The sequence below is a fragment of the Nocardiopsis sp. NPDC006139 genome (assembly GCF_040614155.1).
In the GTDB taxonomy this organism is placed as follows: Bacteria; Actinomycetota; Actinomycetes; order Streptosporangiales; family Streptosporangiaceae; genus Nocardiopsis; species Nocardiopsis changdeensis.
In genome coordinates this window covers 103,697-120,151 of the sequence record NZ_JBEXTT010000020.1, presented here as the reverse complement: position 1 = coordinate 120,151, position 16,455 = coordinate 103,697, and the positions used below count along the sequence as shown (strand labels likewise).

The following is a 16,455-nucleotide window of genomic DNA, read 5'->3' as shown; positions in this document are numbered from 1 at the left end:
CCGAAGCCATGTTCCTCCAACGCATCGCCAACCAGGGCATCCGGTTGGGCAGCCTGTTCGACCGGGCCGCGGCCCGGCACCCGGCGAGTCCGCTGATCCTCGACCACGACCTCGACATCGCGCCCGAGCGCGGGCGCCGCCTGACCCTGACCGAGGCGGCCGACCTGGTGGACGACTTCGCCTCCCGGCTGTGGGCGCTGAAGGTCCGCCCGGGAGAGCACGTGGTCGTGCACAAGTCCGACGGCTTCGACATCTCCCTGATGGCCTGCGCGGTCAACCGCGTGGGCGCCGTCCCCGTCATGCTGTCGGCGAAGCTGGACGGGGACACCGTCGCCGCGCTCCTGCGCCGGGTCGACCGCCCCTACCTGCTCACCGACCAGGCCAAGCTGGAGAAGGAGCTCCCCGCCGAGGTGTTCGACCTCAGCGAGCGGGTCATCCTGGCCTCCGGGGAGTACGAGGGCGCCGTGTCCCTGGCCTCCCTGGCCGGGACCCCCCGGGTGCGCCCGGTCATCATGCCGCCCGACCACCCCACGATGGTCACCCACACGTCGGGGACCACCGGCCTGCCCAAGCTGGCCGTGCACACCGGGTTCACCTTCCAGTCGCGCTACCGGCCCCAGGCCGCCGTCGTCGCCGCCGCCGTGGGCCGCAGCGAGCCCATCGCGGTCCACGTGTCCTTCGTCCACTCGCGCATGTACACGGCGATGCCCATCTCGATCCTCCAGGGGCACCCGCTGGTCATCCTGCGCGACGACGCCCCCGAGCACGTCGCCGAGCTCTTCTCCCGGGTGCGGCCGGGGTTCATCGAGGCGCACCCCAACACGTTCCTGCGCTGGGAGGTGCTGGCGGACGACCCCCGCGAGCCGCTGGCCAACGTCAAGTACTTCAGCAGCACCTTCGACGCCATCCACCCCCGGACCGTGCACACCATGCTGCGCGCCTCCCGGCGCAGCGTCCCGCTGTTCGCCCAGGCCTACGGGCAGAGCGAGGTCGGCCCGATCGCGGCGCGCACCTACTCGCGCGACCGCTCGCCGGACGCCGACGGCCGCTGCGTGGGCTTCCCGTTCCCCGGCATGACCGACGTCCGGGTGGTCCCCCGCGACGGGAGGACCCCCTCCAAGTCCTCCCCGGGGTACATCGAGGTCCGCAGCGACGGCCGCATCATCACCTACATGGGCGAGCACGCGCGCTGGCGCAAGCAGGTCAACGGCGGCTGGTGGCGGATGGGCGACGTCGGCTACCGGAGCAAGTGGGGGTGCCTGCACCTGCTCGACCGGGAGGTCGACGAGATCGACGGCATCGACAGCACCCTGGAGATCGAGGACAAGCTGTTCACCCGGCTGCCCGACCTCGTCGAGGTGGTCATCGTCCCCTCCGCCCAGGGCTCCCCCGTCCCCGTGGTGTGCACCCGCGACGACCGGCCGCTGGACCCCGCCGCCTGGGAGGCGGCGACCGCGGACCTGCCCCCGCTGGAGCCGCCCGTGCACCGGCGGCTGGAGGAGCTTCCCCAGACCGCCACCACCAAGATCAAGCGGCTGGAGCTGGCGGCCCGCCTGGTCGCCGCCGACCGCGCCGAATGACCCGGGCCCCGCGCCCCACCCGGGGCGGGGCGCTCCGCGCGTCCCCGCCCCCTCTCGTCCGTCGCACAAGGGAGTGACAGAACGTGTCCGGGATCCACGCCCACCACGGCGGTGGCCGAACCGAGATCGCCGTCGTCGGGGCGGGGCCCCGCGGCCTCGCCCTGCTGGAACGGATCTGCGCCAACGAGCGGGCGCGCCCCTCGTGCGCGCACCTGACCGTGCACGTCATCGACCCGCACGAACCGGGGCCGGGCGCGGTGTGGCGGGAGGGTCAGTCGCGCAGGCTGCTGATGAACACCGTCGCCTCGCAGATCACCGCCTTCACCGATCACAGCGTGGTGATCGAGGGACCGATCGAGCCCGGCCCCAACCTGTACGAGTGGGCCCGGGACACGGCCCTGTTCGGCGGGGACGGCGACCACGACGAGCACATCCTGGAGGAGGCCCGCTCCCTGGGGCCGGACTCCTACCCCACGCGCGTCTTCTACGGCCGGTACCTGCGGGCCTGCTTCGCGCGGGTCGTCGACGCCGCGCCCGGCCACGTCGAGGTCCGGACGCACCGCTCCCGCGCCGTGGCCATCGCCGACACCTACGGCGTGCCCGGCGGCCCCCAGGGGCTGCGGCTCCAGGACCGGACGCGGCTCAACCACCTGGACGCCATCGTCCTCGCCCAGGGCCACCTGCCCGTCCGGTCGACCGCACAGGAGGCGCGCACCGCGAGCCTGGCCCGGATCCACCACCTCACCTACATCACCCCGGTCAACCCGGCCGACGCGGACCTGGACGGCATCGAGCCCGGCGCCGCCGTGCTGCTGCGCGGGCTCGGCCTGAACTTCTTCGACTACACGGCCCTGTTCACCGAGGAGCGCGGCGGGCGGTACGCCGAGCGCGACGGGGGACTCGTGTACCTCCCCTCCGGCCGCGAACCCCGCCTGTACGCGTTCTCCCGCCGCGGGGTGCCCTACCACGCGCGGGGGCGCAACCAGAAGGGCGTGGCCGGACGGCACCGGCCCCGGCTGCTCACCCCGGAGGCCATCGGCCGGCTCCGGGCGGAGTCCGGCGACACCCTGAACTTCGCCCGGGACCTGTGGCCGCTCGTCTCCCGGGAGGTGGAGGCGGTCTACTACACGGCCCTGCTGCGCTCCCAGGGGCGGCCTCGGGAGGCGCTGGAGTTCGCCGACCGCTACGTCGCCGCTTCGCCCTCCGGGGCGGCGCTGCTGCCGGACGAGTACGGGATCCGCACCGCGGACCGGTGGGACTGGGAGCGCGTCGCCCGCCCCTGCGCGGGGAAGCGCTTCTCCGACCGGGCGGCGTTCCGCTCCTGGCTGCTCGACCACCTGCGCCGCGACGTCCGCGAGGCCGAGCGGGGCAACGTGGACGGCCCGCTCAAGAGCGCCCTGGACGTGCTGCGCGACCTGCGCAACGAGATCCGGGAACTGGTGGACCACGGCGGGCTGGACGGCCACTCGCACCGGGACGACCTCGACGGCGAGTACACGCCGCTCAACGCGTACCTGTCCATCGGCCCGCCCGCCTCCCGGATCCGGGAACTGATCGCGCTCGTCGAGGCCGGTGTGGTGGAGGTGCTGGGACCGGGCACCCAGGTGCGCCTGGAGACGGGGCCCGCGGTCTTCACCGCCTCCTCACCGCTGGTCCCCGGTCCGCCGGTGCGGTCCCGGGTCCTCATCGAGGCGCGGCTGCCCGTGCCCGATCTGCTGCGCACCGACGACCCCCTGCTGCGGCACCTGCTCGACAGCGACCAGGCGACGCCCTACCGGATCGCCGCCAGCGGGGGCGAGCCGTACGAGACCGGCGGGCTGACGGTCACCGAGCGGCCGTACCGGGTCGTCGACGGGCGGGGGCAGGCCCACCCCCGGCGCTTCGCGTACGGGGTGCCCACCGAGTCCGTCCACTGGGTCACCGCCGCCGGGGTGCGGCCGGAGTCCGACTCGGTCACGCTGAAGGACGCCGACGCCATCGCCCGGGCCGTGCTCGCCCTGCCGCCGGTCGCCCACGTGCCCGCGGTCCCGCACACCGCCACCGGCATCGAGTCGACGGGGGTCATCGTATGAACGCCCCGGCCGCGGACACCGGCCTGCTCTCCCCCGTCCGGGCGGGCACCCCCGTGGAACGCCTGGTCGACGACGCGGCCTGGCTCCAGGCGATGGCGGACGCGGAGGCCGCGCTGGCGCGCGCCCAGGCCGGCCTGGGGGTGCTGCCCCGCGCGGCGGCCGACCTCATCACCGAGGTCGTGCGCGAGGGGGCGCCCGACCCCCGTGTCATCGCGGTGGCCTCGCGCGAGCACGCCAACCCGGTCGTCTCCCTGGTGTCGGAGCTGACCCGGCGCGTCGCCGCGCGCGACCCCGCGGCCGCCGAACACGTGCACCGCGGGTCCACCAGCCAGGACATCTTCGACACCGGCGCCATGCTGGTCTGCCGGCGCGCCCTGGAGGCCGTCCGGGCCGACCTCGCGGCCGCCGCGGAGGCGTTCGCGGTGACGGCCCGGGCCCATCGGGACACCCCGGCGGCGGCGCGCACGCTGGCGCTGCACGCGGTGCCCACGACGTTCGGGCTGCGGGTCGCGGGGTGGCGGTCGCTGGTGCTGGACGCCGTGGAGCGGATCGACCGGGTGCTCGACGGCGGGCTGCCGGTCTCGCTCGGCGGGTCGGCGGGGACGCTGGGCGGGTACCTGGCCTACGCCGCGCCCGAGCATCAGGAGGACCCGGGCGCGTTCTGCGACGCCCTGGTGCGGGGGTTCGCCCGCGAGACGGGGCTGGCCCCGCAGCGGCTCCCCTGGCACGCGCTGCGCACCCCCGTGGCGGACGTGGCGTCCGTGCTCGGGTTCGCCGCCGCGGCCCTGGGCAAGGTCGCGGTGGACGTGCTCACGCTGTCGCGCACCGAGGTGGGCGAGGTCGCCGAGCCCTCGCCCGCCGGACGCGGGGCGTCCTCGGCCATGCCGCACAAGCGCAACCCCGTGCTGGCCACGATGGTGCGCACGGCCGCGCTCCAGGTGCCCGTCCTGACGGCGGGCGTCCTCCAGTGCCTGTCCGCCGAGGACGAGCGCTCCCCCGGGGCGTGGCACGCGGAGTGGCAGCCGCTGCGCGAATGCCTGCGGCTCACCGGCGGCGCGGCGCACACCATGGTCGAGCTGGCCCGGGGGCTGGCGGCCGACCCCGTCCGCATGCGCGCGAACCTCGCCCTGACGGGGGGCGCCGCCACCAGCGAACGGGTGGCCGCCGCCCTGACCCCCCGCCTGGGACGGCCCCGGGCCCGCGCGGTCCTCGACGCCTGCTCGGCCGAGGCGGCCGCGTCCGGGCGGCCGCTGGCCGACGTCCTGGCTGAACACCCCGCTCTCGAGGGCGCCGCCGGTCCGGACGCCCTCGCCGCCCTCTGCGACCCGGTGCGGTACACCGGCGCGGCCGCCCGCCTGGTCGACCGCGCCCTGGACCGCCGGCCGCGGGAGGCGGGCTGACCCCGCGGCCGCGGGCCGTCTGTGAGCGGGGGCCCGCGGCCGCGGTCAGGCGGCCCGGCTCTCCTCCAGGGAGTCCAGCCAGGCGCGGATCCGCTCGTTGTGCTCGCCCAGCAGCGGCGGCGGCAGGTGCCCCTCCGCGGCGGGCGGCGCGCCCCCGTCCCCGCGGTGGGGGGCGAAGCGCAGCGCGGAGCCGGGCAGCTCCACCCGCCCCAGGACGGGGTGCTCCACGTCCAGGACCAGGCCCTGGGAGCGGGTCTGCTCCCACTCGTAGACCTGGTCGATGGTGCGCACCGCCCCGCAGGGGACGCCGATGTCCCCGATGCGGCGCAGCCACTCGTCCCGGGGCGCGGTGCCCAGCACCGCCTCGACCTCGGCGATCAGGTCGTCCCGGTGGACGACGCGGGCGGCGTTGTCGCAGAACCGGGGGTCCTGGGCGTCCAGGCCCAGCAGGCCCGCGAACTTGGACCACTGCGACTCGCCGCCGATGGCGACCTGGAGGACCCCGTCGGCGCAGGCGAAGGCGCCGTAGGGCGCGATGGAGGGGTGGTGGTTGCCCATCGCGCGGGGCACCTCGCCCGCCACCGTCCAGCGGGTGCCCTGGAAGGCGTGCACGCCGACGATCGAGGACAGCAGCGAGGTGCGCACCACCGCGCCGGTGCCGGTGCGCTCGCGCTGCACGAGCGCGGCCAGCACCCCCTGGGCGCCGTTCATCCCGGCGAGGAGGTCGCCGATGGGCACCCCGACCTTGGTGGGCTCGTCCGGGGAGGGGCCGGTCAGGCTCATCAGGCCCGCCTCGCCCTGGGCGATCTGGTCGTACCCCGCACGACCGCCCTCGGGGCCGTCGTGGCCGAACCCGCTGATGGAGCACACCACCAGGCGGGGGTTGAGCTCGCCCAGGCGTTCGGCGGAGAAGCCCAGCCGGTCCAGGACGCCGGGGCGGAAGTTCTCCACGAGCACGTCGGCGGCGCGGACCAGGCGGGTGAGCTGCTCGACCCCGTCGGGGGACTTCAGGTCCAGCTCGATGGACTCCTTGTTGCGGTTGCAGGACAGGAAGTAGGTGCTGATCCGCTCGTCCTCGGGGCCGACGAAGGGCGGACCCCAGCCCCGGGTCTCGTCGCCGGTGCCGGGCTGCTCGACCTTGATGACGCGGGCGCCCAGGTCGCCCAGCAGCATGGCGGCGTGCGGCCCGGCCAGGGCGCGGGACAGGTCGACGACGACGGTGCCCTGCAGCGGTCCTCGTTCGCGGTCCATGTGGCTCCTTCGGTGGTGGTGTGCGGGAGGCGGGGAGGCGGGCCCGTCAGGAGGGCAGGCCCAGGCGGCGGTAGCGGGCGGCCCGGGCGGCGCGCCGGGCGGCGCCCGGGGCGCGGGTGAGGGCGGCGAGCTCGTGGCGCAGGGCCAGGCCCGCGCGGCGGCAGAACTCCTCGGGCTCGTCGGCGGCGTCGTCGTACTCGGGGACGATCCGGTCGACGATGCCGTGGGCGCGCAGGTCGGTGGAGCCGATGCCCTGGTCGCGGGCCAGGTCGGCGGCCTTCTCCGTGGTGCGGTGCACGATGGCGCTGGCGCCCTCGGGGGGCAGGGGGGACAGCCAGGCGTTCTGGGCGCACAGCACCCGGTCGGCGGGGATGAGGGCGAGCGCGCCGCCGCCGGTGCCCTGGCCCAGGAGGAGGGCGAGGGTGGGCGCGGCCAGGGTGGCCATCTCGGTGAGGCAGCGGGCGATCTGCCCGGCCATGCCCTGTTCCTCGGCCTCCTTGGACAGGGCGGCGCCGGGGGTGTCGATGACCGTGACCAGGGGCAGGCCCAGTTCGTCTGCCAGGCGCATGCCGCGGCGGGCGGCGCGCAGGGCGGCCGGGCCCATGGGGTGCTCGGGGGTCTGGCGGTCGCGGTCCTGGCCCAGCAGGACGCAGGGGGATCCGCCGAACCGGGCCAGTGCCAGCAGCAGGCCGGGGTCGGACTCGCCCTCGCCGCTGCCGCGCAGGCGGACGACGTCGGTGGCGGCGTGGCGGAGCAGGGCGCGCACCCCGGGCCGGCCGGGCCGGCGGGAGCGTGTGACGGCGGTCCAGGCGGGGGTGGCCGCGGCCGGCTCGGCGGGCGGCGGCGGGGCGTCGCCGGTGTCGCGGGCGAGCAGGACGGTGAGGGCGCGGTCGGCGATGGCGGGCAGGTCCTCGGGCGGCAGGACGGCGTCGATGAGGCCGTGGTCGAGGAGGTTCTCCGCCCGCTGGACGCCCTCGGGGAAGTCGGCCCCGTACAGGGCGCTGTACACGCGCGGGCCCAGGAAGCCGACGAGGGCGCCGGGCTCGGCGACGGTGACGTGGCCCAGGGACCCCCAGGAGGCGAGGACCCCGCCGGTGGTGGGGTCGCGCAGGTAGACGAGGTAGGGCAGCCCGGCGGCCTTGTGGGCGGCGATGGCGGCGGCGATCTTGACCATCGCCAGGAAGGCGACGGTGCCCTCCTGCATGCGGGTGCCGCCGGAGGCCGGGGAGACGAGCAGCGGCAGCCGGGCGGCGGTGGCGCGTTCGACGGCGGTGACCAGGCGTTCTGCGGCGGCCACGCCGACGGACCCGGCGAGGAAGGCGAACTCGCCGGCGGCGACGGCGACGCGCCGGCCGCGCAGCAGGCCCTCGCCGGTCAGGATCGCCTCGTCGCAGCCGGAGGCGGCGCGGGCCCGGGCGAGATCGGCGGCGTAGGAGGGGTCGGGGCGCACGTCGACGGGCGTGGTGTCCCAGGAGCGGAAGCTCCCGGGGTCCAGGATCCGGTCGAGGAGGTCGCGGGCGCCGTACCGGGTGGCCATCGGCATCTCCTTATCGGTTCGGCGACCCAGTGGCTCGGTGGCCTGCCGTGTCGGTTCAGCGGCCACCTCATTGGCTCAGTGGCTAGGCCACTGGGTCTCTTCGTCAGCATGGCACACGCCCCCGGCTTTGTGAAGGCCGACATCCCCTTCCCGCGGGGGGATCCCCCCGCGGGCCCGGTCGACCGCACCGACGCTCCCGGACTACTCTGGAGGTCCGCCCAGCCCGAGCCGGAAGGAGCCCGCCCGCGTGCCCACCAAGCCCACCCCCCGGCCACCGGCACGGCCTCGTCTCTACGAGCAGCTGGTGGAACGGCTGGTGGAGTACATGCGCGAGGCCGGCCTGACCCCCGGCGACCGCCTGCCCGCCGAGCGGGAACTGGCCGCCTCCCTGGGCGTGAGCCGCGCCTCGCTCAGCCAGGCCCTGGTGGCGCTGGAGGTGCAGGGGATCATCGACGTGCGCCACGGCGACGGCGCGATCATCCGCCGCACCACCTCCGAGGAGGGCGTGCTGGCCCTGCTGCGCGACCGCGCCAACCGGCGGGCGGAGATCATCGAGGCCCGCCAGGCCCTGGAGGTCAAGCTCGCCGAGCTGGCCGCCGAGCGCCGCACCGAGCACGACCTCGCCGCCGTCGACGCCGCCCTGGACCTCATGCGCGCCGAGCTGCGCGCGGGCGGGCGCGGGGTGGAGGGCGACGAGCGGTTCCACGCCGCGATCACCGAGGCGGCGCGCTCGCGGCTGCTCACCCGGATGATGAACGAGCTCGCCCCGATGATCCGCGAGACCCGCCTGGAGTCGCTGTCCCAGCCGGGGCGGCCGCAGGACTCGCTGGCCGGGCACGAGAAGATCGCCTCGGCGATCCGGCTGGGCGACCCGGACATGGCTGCCGAGGCCATGCGCCGCCACCTGCGGCTGGTGTCGCAGGTGGGCGACGTGCCCGAGCGCGCCGCGAACTGAGCCCCGGACGCGGGCGGCCCGGCGCGGGGTCCCCGCGCCGGGCCGTCACCGCTCGGCCGGAGCCGCGGGCGTCACAGCAGTCCGGGCACGACCAGGACGCCCCAGGCCACGAGCGGCCCCAGGACCACCACTATGGCGCTGTAGACCAGGATCCGCCGGTAGAACTTCTCCGGCTCCACCCCGGTGGCGTTGGCCAGGACCAGGGCGCCGTTGGTGGAGAAGGGGCTGACGTCCACGATCGTGGAGGCCACGGCCAGCGCGACGATGACGCCGGTCGCGCTCACCTCCCCCATGAGCAGGAACGGGACCGCCAGCGGGATGGTGGCGCCCAGGATGGCGGTGGAGGAGGCGAAGGCCGAGACGATGCCGCCGATGTAGCACAGCACCAGGGCGACCAGCAGGGCCGCGCCCAGCCCGGCCGCGGCCAGGCCGACGTACTCGATGGTCCCGGCGCTCTCCATGACGCCGACGAAGGTCAGCATGCCGGTGATGAGCAGTACCGTGGGCCAGCTGATCTGGGAGATCGCGTTCTTCTGCGCCTGGGGCGAGATGAGCGCCAGGACGACCGTGACGGTCATGGCGACGAACCCGACGTTGAGGCCGAAGCCCAGGGCCAGCACGCCCAGGGTGAGGATGCCCAGCAGGGTGGCGATCTGGTCGAACCGGACCGCCGGTGCGGCCCCGGACTCCCCGGCTCCAGCGCCGGAGCCGCCGGTGGCCACGGCGGTGCCGCCGCCCCCGCCCGCTCCCCCGCCGCCCGCGGCGACGGCCTCCCTCTCGGACCGCTCCGCCCTGACCCCGACGAGCCGGTGGCCGCCCAGGGCGATGAACAGCACGAACGCGATGGCGAGGTTGAAGACCAGGCTGCCCAGGAACAGGGTCACGGGGTGTACGTCGAGCCCGTTGTCCGCCACGATGGTGTTGACCGTGACCCCGTAGACGCTGGCCGGGGAGAAGCCCCCGCCCTGCGCCCCGTGGATCACCATCATGCCCATCATCAGGGGGTCGATCCGGTACTTGGCGGCGAAGCCCAGGGCGATGGGCGCGACGATGGCCACGGCCGCGGGGCTGAGCGCGCCCACGGCGGTGAGCAGGGCGGTGATGCCGAACATCACCCAGGGGATGGCCACCACCCGGCCGCCGACCAGGCGGGTGGCCGCCCGGACCATCAGGTCGACGGTCCCGTTGTTCTTGGCGATGGCGAACAGGTAGGTGACACCGACCAGGGTGAGGAACAGGTCGGCCGGGAAGCCGCCGAGGATCTCCCCCGCCTCCATGGACAGGGCGAGGGTGCCGACGAGGAAGGCGGCGACGAAGGCGAGTGCGCCGATGTTGATGGGGAAGACGGTCGCGACGACGAACATCGCCGCGAGCACGAGAATGGTGAGCAGCTGGGGTGTCATGACCGGCCATTCGAGCTTCGGTGGAGGGGTGTGACTCAGCTCATAGGAGCGACTGGCCTAGCCAATATGCCAATGGGCCAATTGTCAAGCCCCGGAAACACCCCCGCCACCCGCCCGGCCCGCGGCGCCGCGGCCCCCCGCCCCGGATTGTGCACATGCCCACCCGGGGGCGGATGATCCGCTGCGGATCGTCATTGAGGCCCCGCGCACCCACCCGGCACCCTGGAGGGAATCCGTCACACCCCTCCCTTCCAGGAAGAACACCGCCGGCATGCTCGACCTCCTGCTCACCAACGCGCGCGTGCGCACCCTCGACGACGACCGGCCCGCGGCCACCGCCGTGGGCATCGCCGCCGGTCGCGTCCTCGGGTTCGACGGGGACGTCGCCGACCTGCCCGCCCGGGCCGTGGTCGACTGCGGCGGCGCCGCGGTCGTCCCCGGCTTCGGGGACGCGCACAACCACATGGCGTGGTTCGGCCAGTCCCTGGGCGAGCTGGGCCTGGAGGACGTCACCACCCTGGACGGGCTCTACGACGCGGTGGCCCGCCGGGCCGCCGACCTGCCCGCCGACGCCTGGATCATCGGATCCGGCTACGACGACACCGCCATGGGCGCGCACCCCGACCGGCACGGCCTGGACCGGGCCGGGGGCGGCCGCCCGGTGTGGCTCAAGCACCGCTCCGGGCACATGTGCACCGTGAGCAGCGCGGTGCTGCGCCGGGTCGGCGCCGACTCCGCCGCGGTGGGCGACCCCGAGGGCGGGGTGATCGTCCGCGACGGCGACGGGACGCCCACCGGCCTGCTCCAGGAGCGCGCCCAGGAGCTGGTCACCGCCCTGGTCATGCCCTACCCCGTCGCCGACCTGGCCGACGCGATCGGCCGGGCCTCGCGCGTGTACGCCTCCGAGGGCCTCGCCCACGTCGTCGAGGCCGGGATCGGGCGCGGGCTGATCGGCCGCACCCCGGTGGAGGCCGCCGCCTACCAGCTGGCCCGCGAGCGCGGCGACCTGCGCACCCGCGTGGAGCTGATGGTGGCCGCCGACAACCTGCACCCGCTGGACGGGCACGCCGACGACGGCATCGACGTCGGCATCGACCTGGGGCTGCGCACCGGCTTCGGCGACGACCGGCTGCGCCTGGGCCCCATGAAGATCTGGCTGGACGGCTCGCTCATCGGCCGTACCGCGGCCGTGACCGAGCCCCTGTGCGGGCACGGGCACGGCGTGTTCCAGAACCCGCCCGAGGAGATGCGCGATCTGGTGGTGGCCGCCCACCGCGCCGGGTGGCGGGTGGCCGCGCACGCCATCGGCGACGAGGCCGTGGACCTGGCGCTGGACGCCTTCGAGCGGGCGCACAGGGAGCTGCCGCGCCCGGACGTGCGCCACCGGATCGAGCACGCCGGGGTGGTCCGCCCCGACCAGCTGGCCCGGTTCGCCGAACTGGGCGTGGTCCCGGTCCCCCAGCCCCGGTTCCTGTACACCGTGGGCGACGCCATGGCGGCGTCCCTGGGCCCGGAGCGGGTGGGCTGGCTGTACCGGCACCGGTCGTTCCTGGAGCACGGGATCCGGGTGCCGGGCAGCTCCGACCGCCCGGTCGCGCCCGGCGCGCCGCTGGCGGGCATGGCCTCGATGGTGGAACGGCTCAGCAGCGGGGGCGCCGTCCTCGCCCCCGACGAGCGGGTCACCGCCGAGCAGGCCCTGCGCGCCTACACCGTCGACGCGGCCTGGGCGAGCCACGATGAGCACGACAGGGGCACGCTGTCCCCCGGCGGGCTCGCCGACCTGGTCATCCTGGACCGCGACCCGGTCGACACGGCGGACCAGGGCATCGACACCGTCGAGGTGCTGGCGACCGTCGTGGGCGGCGAGGCCGTCCACGGCGCGGACGCCTTCGCCGGACTGGCCGCGACGGCCTCCGGCGCCGGCGCCTGACCCGCCCCCTCCCATCCCCTGACAGACCCCGCGCCGGTGCGGCGCGGACACCGAAGAGGAGAGAATTCCCCATGAACGACCTCGACCGCACGGGCCCCGAGGCCCCGCCGGGCGGGAAGGCCCCGGTGGTGAGCGGCAAGGAGGCCGGTCGCATCGCCTTCGCCGCGTTCGTCGGCACCGCACTGGAGTGGTACGACTACTTCCTCTTCGGCACCGCGGCCGCCCTGGTGTTCAACCGGCTGTACTTCACGACGCTGAACCCGACGGCGGCCACCCTGGCCGCGTTCGCGACCTTCGGCGTGGGCTTCGTGGCCCGCCCGCTGGGCGCCGTCCTGTTCGGGTGGATGGGCGACCGGATCGGACGGCGTCCCGCGCTGCTGATCACGGTGGTCGCCATCGGTGTGGCGACCGGCCTCATCGGCGTGCTGCCCGACTTCGCGGCCATCGGCGTGGCGGCCCCGCTGCTGCTGGCGCTGCTGCGCCTGGTGCAGGGCATCGCGGTGGGCGGCGAGTGGGGCGGCGCGGTGACCATCGCCGTCGAGCACGCCCCGCCCGAGAAGCGCGGGCGTTACGCGGCGCTGCCGCAGATCGGCTCCCCGGTCGGCACCCTGCTGTCCTCGGGCGCGTTCGCGCTGGTGCTGACGCTGCCGCCGGAGCAGTTCGACTCCTGGGGCTGGCGCCTGCCGTTCCTGGCGGCGTTCCCGCTGCTGCTGGTGGCCGTGTACATCCGCCGCAAGGTCGAGGAGTCGCCGGTCTTCGAGGAGATGGAGCGCCAGGAGGCGCGGTCCAAGGTCCCGGCCGTGGACGTGTTCCGCAAGGCCTGGGGGCGGCTGCTGGTCGCGATCGCCTCGGCGCTGCTGGGCGTGGGCGGCTTCTACGTCATGACCACGTTCGCGATCAGCTACGGCACCGGCACCCTGGGGCTGGAGCGGGGGCTGATGGTCAACGCCACCCTGGTGGCGGCGGTGGCCCAGATCGGGGTCATCCTGGTGTTCGGCCGCCTGGCCGAGCGGATCGGCCCGGGCCGGGTGACGCTGTGGGGCGGTGTGGCCACTGCGGCCATCGCCTTCCCGGTGTTCTGGATGATCGACACGCGCTCCCCGGTGCTCGTGGTGCTGGCGGTGGCCGCGGGCGTGGCGATCCTGTCGATCGCCTACGCGGTGTCGGGCGCGCTGCTCACCGAGCTGTTCCCGGCGCACCTGCGCTACAGCGGCGTGGCGCTGGCGTACAACCTGGCCGGTGCGCTGAGCGGCTTCCTGCCGTTCGCCGCCACCGCCCTGCTGGACGTCTCGAACGGCGGCTCGTGGGTGGCCTCGCTGCTGCTGGCGGGGATCGCGCTGATCACCGCGGTCGGCGGCCTGGTCGGCGAGCGCCTGCGGGTCCGCGACGAGGTCGTGGTCCGCTAGGGCGCGTTCGGCGGATCATTCCGGGTCGCGGCCGCGGGGCCGCCTCTCGCCGCGCCGCCCGTGCTCGGACGGCCGAACTCCGGGCCGACCCGCGCCGGTCGTCCTGCGAGAGATCGCCTCGCGGCCTCTCCCGGCGTTCGGCGCGAGCGCCGAAACGCTCGAGAGCATCCACCGAACACGCCCTGGACCGGTGCGGACGGGACGTCCGCGTGTGAAGGCCCCGCCCGGGATTCCCGGGCGGGGCCTTCAGGTGCGCGGGGACGGGGTCAGGCGCGGACGGCGGCCGGGTCGTGGACCCCGGTGCTCGGCAGCGCCCCGGAGCCCAGGCCGCGGACCACGTCGGTGAGCAGGTCCAGCCCGGCCAGCATGTCGTCGTCCTGGGTGTACTCGCCCTCGTTGTGCGAGACGCCCTCGACGGAGGGCACGAAGAGCATGACGGTGGGGACGCGCTCCTTCATGTTGATCGAGTCGTGCCCGGCGACGGTGAGGATGCCGCGGTGGCTCAGCCCCAGGCGCTCGGCGGCGCCCCGGGCCAGCTCCACGCCCTCGGGCTGGTAGCGGTCGATGCCCCAGGCGTGGGAGAGGTCGAGGTCGATCTCCACCCGGGCGGTGCCCTCGATGCGGGCGACCTCCTGCGCGAGCAGCCGGTCGGCCTCGGCCAGCACCGCCTCGTCGTGGGAGCGCAGGTCCAGCAGCAGCTCGGCGCGGGAGGCCACCGTGACCGGGGAGTTGGGGTAGACGTCCATGCTGCCCACCGCGGTGTGCAGCAGGCCGGGGAAGCGGTCGGCCAGCTCGCGGGCGGCGACCACCAGCAGGGAGGCGCCCAGCAGGGCGTCGCGGCGGTCCTCCATGACCGTGGCGCCCGAGTGCGCCTGGTCGCCGCGGACCGTCACCCGGTACTTGCGGGCCGCCCAGCAGGCCTCGACCAGGCCGATCGTGGTGCCGGTGTTCTCCAGGACCCGGCCCTGCTCCACGTGGATCTCGGCGCAGAAGACCGCCTCGGGGCCGTCGGTGTCGCCGAGGAACCCGGTGGGGGCCAGTGCCTGCGCGACCGTGGTCCCGGCCCGGTCGCGGGAGGCCAGCGCGGTCTCCAGCGGCAGGCGGCCGGTGTACACGGCGCTGCCCATCATGGAGGGGGTGAACCGCGAGCCCTCCTCGTTGAACCAGTTGACGACGGCGAGGTTGTAGGGCGGCTCCGCGCCCTCGGCCGCGTCGCGCTCGGCGGCGCGCAGCACCGCGTGGGCCGCGGCCAGCACGCCGTAGGCGCCGTCGTAGCGGCCGGCCGTGGGCTGGGAGTCCATGTGGGAGCCGACGACCACGTAGGGGGCGCCGGGCACCCGCTCCAGCAGGCCGAACTGGTTGCCGATGCGGTCGTACACCACCCGCAGGCCGGCCTCCTCCAGCAGCCCGGCCAGCCAGCGGCGCTGGGCGTTGTCGGGCTCGGTGGCGGCCTGCCGGTCGACCCCTCCGGAGGGGGTGGCGCCGAAGGCGCTCATGGCGCGGAAGTCCTCCAGGAAGCGGGTGTCGGCGGCGGTGCGTCCGGGGGCGGTCATGTGGTTCCTCTCGGGTCCGGTGGTGACGCTCCCATACTCGGCGTGCGGGTCGGCCGCGCTCAATCGGCATTCACCCAAGATTTCCGGGCTCGGCTGTGCACATGACCACGGTGGAACCGCCCCGGCCCGCGTCGGGGCAGGTGGGGGGCACCGGGCGATCCGTGGCACGATCGTTCCCGGTGTATTCGCCCAAGGACGCCGTGAGGAGGCAGACCATGGTGGACCCGGACGGACCGCAGCCGTGGCCGAGGATGCTGGAGCTGCTGGCCCGGGACCGCGACGGGCTGGTCGCCGACTTCCTGGGGCGGCTGTCGGCGCTGGGGCGCTACAGCGACGGGCTGATCCCCGACGAGGACCTGCGCCAGACCGCGACCGACACCTTCGACATGCTCACCCGGCGCCTGGCCGGGCTGCCGCTGCCCGGGCACCTGAGCGACCTGCCGACCCGGCTGGGGGTGCGGCGGGCCCGGCAGGGGGTGGCGCGCGAGGACCTGCTGGAGGCGGTGCGGCTGGACTTCCGGGTGCTGTGGGCGGGGCTGGTGCGCGCGGGCGGCGCGGACTCGGCGCAGATCCTGGTGCTGCACGTGGAGGAGATCCTCGGCACCGTCGAGCAGTACATCAGCGACGTGCAGGCGGCGTTCCTGGAGGAGCGGGCGGCGCTGGAGCGGGACTCGCGGGCCGAGGCGGCCCAGGCGCTGTCCCGGCTGCTGGGGTCGGGCGACCGGGCCGCGGAGGTGGCGGCGCAGGTCGCCCCGGTGCTGGGGGTGGCCGTGGACGGGGTGTTCGAGGTGCTGTTCGCGGCGCCGGGGCCGGGGGCCGGGCCGGGGCGGCGCTCGGAACCGGGCGGGCCGGCCCGCGACGGCTGCCTGGTGTGGGAGTTCGACGACGGGGTGGCGCTGGTGCGGGAGGGCCGGGCCCGGTGGCCGCTGCCGCTGGAGGGGATGACGGGGGGCGCGGTCCCCGGGGTGCGGGGGCTGGCCGAGGTGCCCGCGGCGATCGCGGCGGCCCGGAGGCTGGCCGGGTACGCCCGCCCCGGCGGGGGTTTCGTCCGGGCGGAGGGGGTGTGGCCCGCGCTGGCCCGGGACCGGCTGCTGGAGGTGCTGCCCGGGTTCGGCCGGGAGGCGGTGGAGCGGGTGGCGGCGCTGGAGCCCGACGCCCGGGCGCGGCTGCTGGAGACCCTGGAGCACTACACGGCGACGGGGTCGGTCAAGGCGACCGCGGAGTCGCTGTACTGCCACCGGAACACGGTGGTGAACCGGCTCCAGGCGTTCCGCGAGGTGACGGGGCTGGACCTGACCGTCCCGGTGGAGGCGGCCCGGGCGCTGGTGCTGTTCTCCGACCGGCGCCCGGGCGACGGGTGGGGGTGAG

Annotated in this window: 11 protein-coding genes; 7 read left to right on the top strand and 4 right to left on the bottom strand. The window is 75.4% G+C overall.

Translation table 11 applies throughout. The features are described from left to right. Positions 1–8 precede the first annotated feature (8 nt). The 3 genes from ABZ249_RS24230 to ABZ249_RS24220 all read left to right on the top strand — a co-directional run bounded on the left by ABZ249_RS24230 (position 9) and on the right by ABZ249_RS24220 (position 5,052). Positions 9–1,580: a class I adenylate-forming enzyme family protein gene (locus ABZ249_RS24230; protein ID WP_355266950.1), complete on the top strand. Its 1,572-nt coding sequence runs from the start codon at positions 9–11 to the stop codon at positions 1,578–1,580. Between the two features lie 83 nt (positions 1,581–1,663). Then, positions 1,664–3,652: an FAD/NAD(P)-binding protein gene (locus ABZ249_RS24225; protein ID WP_355266947.1), complete on the top strand. Its 1,989-nt coding sequence runs from the start codon at positions 1,664–1,666 to the stop codon at positions 3,650–3,652. Continuing rightward, positions 3,649–5,052: a lyase family protein gene (locus tag ABZ249_RS24220; protein WP_355266944.1), complete on the top strand. Its 1,404-nt coding sequence runs from the start codon at positions 3,649–3,651 to the stop codon at positions 5,050–5,052. The genes ABZ249_RS24225 and ABZ249_RS24220 overlap by 4 nt, the downstream gene beginning before the upstream one ends. Positions 5,053–5,097: 45 nt before the next feature. Here ABZ249_RS24220 and ABZ249_RS24215 read toward each other — a convergent pair whose 3' ends face one another. Both ABZ249_RS24215 and ABZ249_RS24210 read right to left on the bottom strand, forming a co-directional pair. Then, positions 5,098–6,303, bottom strand: coding sequence for a CoA transferase (locus ABZ249_RS24215; protein ID WP_355266941.1), 1,206 nt, complete (start codon positions 6,301–6,303; stop codon positions 5,098–5,100). 46 nt (positions 6,304–6,349) lie between these two features. Further along, positions 6,350–7,840, bottom strand: coding sequence for a carboxyl transferase domain-containing protein (locus ABZ249_RS24210; RefSeq protein WP_355266938.1), 1,491 nt, complete (start codon positions 7,838–7,840; stop codon positions 6,350–6,352). 247 nt (positions 7,841–8,087) lie between these two features. Here ABZ249_RS24210 and ABZ249_RS24205 point away from each other — a divergent pair, with 247 nt between their 5' ends. Continuing rightward, positions 8,088–8,795: an FCD domain-containing protein gene (locus ABZ249_RS24205; RefSeq protein ID WP_260697219.1), complete on the top strand. Its 708-nt coding sequence runs from the start codon at positions 8,088–8,090 to the stop codon at positions 8,793–8,795. Between the two features lie 71 nt (positions 8,796–8,866). On the opposite strand, the gene ABZ249_RS24200 is transcribed toward ABZ249_RS24205, so the two are convergent. After that, complete coding sequence (locus ABZ249_RS24200) at positions 8,867–10,198, bottom strand: SLC13 family permease (protein WP_355266934.1); 1,332 nt, start codon at positions 10,196–10,198, stop codon at positions 8,867–8,869. 271 nt (positions 10,199–10,469) lie between these two features. Between ABZ249_RS24200 and ABZ249_RS24195 the strand changes: the two genes are divergently transcribed. Beyond that, positions 10,470–12,128 carry an amidohydrolase gene (locus tag ABZ249_RS24195; RefSeq protein WP_355266931.1) on the top strand — a complete coding sequence of 553 codons (1,659 nt, stop codon included), beginning with the start codon at positions 10,470–10,472 and terminating at the stop codon, positions 12,126–12,128. A gap of 71 nt (positions 12,129–12,199) precedes the next feature. Beyond that, positions 12,200–13,534, top strand: a complete 1,335-nt coding sequence (locus ABZ249_RS24190; protein ID WP_355266928.1) for an MFS transporter — start codon at positions 12,200–12,202, stop codon at positions 13,532–13,534. A gap of 266 nt (positions 13,535–13,800) precedes the next feature. On the opposite strand, the gene ABZ249_RS24185 is transcribed toward ABZ249_RS24190, so the two are convergent. Continuing rightward, positions 13,801–15,087 carry a M20 family metallo-hydrolase gene (locus ABZ249_RS24185; protein ID WP_355266925.1) on the bottom strand — a complete coding sequence of 429 codons (1,287 nt, stop codon included), beginning with the start codon at positions 15,085–15,087 and terminating at the stop codon, positions 13,801–13,803. A 215-nt stretch (positions 15,088–15,302) separates the two neighbouring features. On the opposite strand from ABZ249_RS24185, the gene ABZ249_RS24180 reads away from it, so the two are divergent. Beyond that, positions 15,303–16,454 (top strand): helix-turn-helix domain-containing protein, encoded by a 1,152-nt coding sequence (locus tag ABZ249_RS24180; protein WP_355266922.1) that lies wholly within the window; start codon positions 15,303–15,305, stop codon positions 16,452–16,454. Position 16,455: the final 1 nt, after the last annotated feature.

Excerpts from the sequence above, each read along its gene's own strand:
- ABZ249_RS24190 (WP_355266928.1), top strand. The coding sequence starts at position 12,200 with ATGAACGACCTCGACCGCACGGGCCCCGAGGCCCCGCCGGGCGGGAAG.
- ABZ249_RS24210 (WP_355266938.1), bottom strand. The coding sequence starts at position 7,840 with ATGGCCACCCGGTACGGCGCCCGCGACCTCCTCGACCGGATCCTGGAC.
- ABZ249_RS24180 (WP_355266922.1), top strand. The coding sequence starts at position 15,303 with ATGGTGGACCCGGACGGACCGCAGCCGTGGCCGAGGATGCTGGAGCTG.
- ABZ249_RS24230 (WP_355266950.1), top strand. The coding sequence starts at position 9 with ATGTTCCTCCAACGCATCGCCAACCAGGGCATCCGGTTGGGCAGCCTG.
- ABZ249_RS24195 (WP_355266931.1), top strand. The coding sequence starts at position 10,470 with ATGCTCGACCTCCTGCTCACCAACGCGCGCGTGCGCACCCTCGACGAC.
- ABZ249_RS24185 (WP_355266925.1), bottom strand. The coding sequence starts at position 15,087 with ATGACCGCCCCCGGACGCACCGCCGCCGACACCCGCTTCCTGGAGGAC.
- ABZ249_RS24200 (WP_355266934.1), bottom strand. The coding sequence starts at position 10,198 with ATGACACCCCAGCTGCTCACCATTCTCGTGCTCGCGGCGATGTTCGTC.
- ABZ249_RS24215 (WP_355266941.1), bottom strand. The coding sequence starts at position 6,303 with ATGGACCGCGAACGAGGACCGCTGCAGGGCACCGTCGTCGTCGACCTG.
- ABZ249_RS24220 (WP_355266944.1), top strand. The coding sequence starts at position 3,649 with ATGAACGCCCCGGCCGCGGACACCGGCCTGCTCTCCCCCGTCCGGGCG.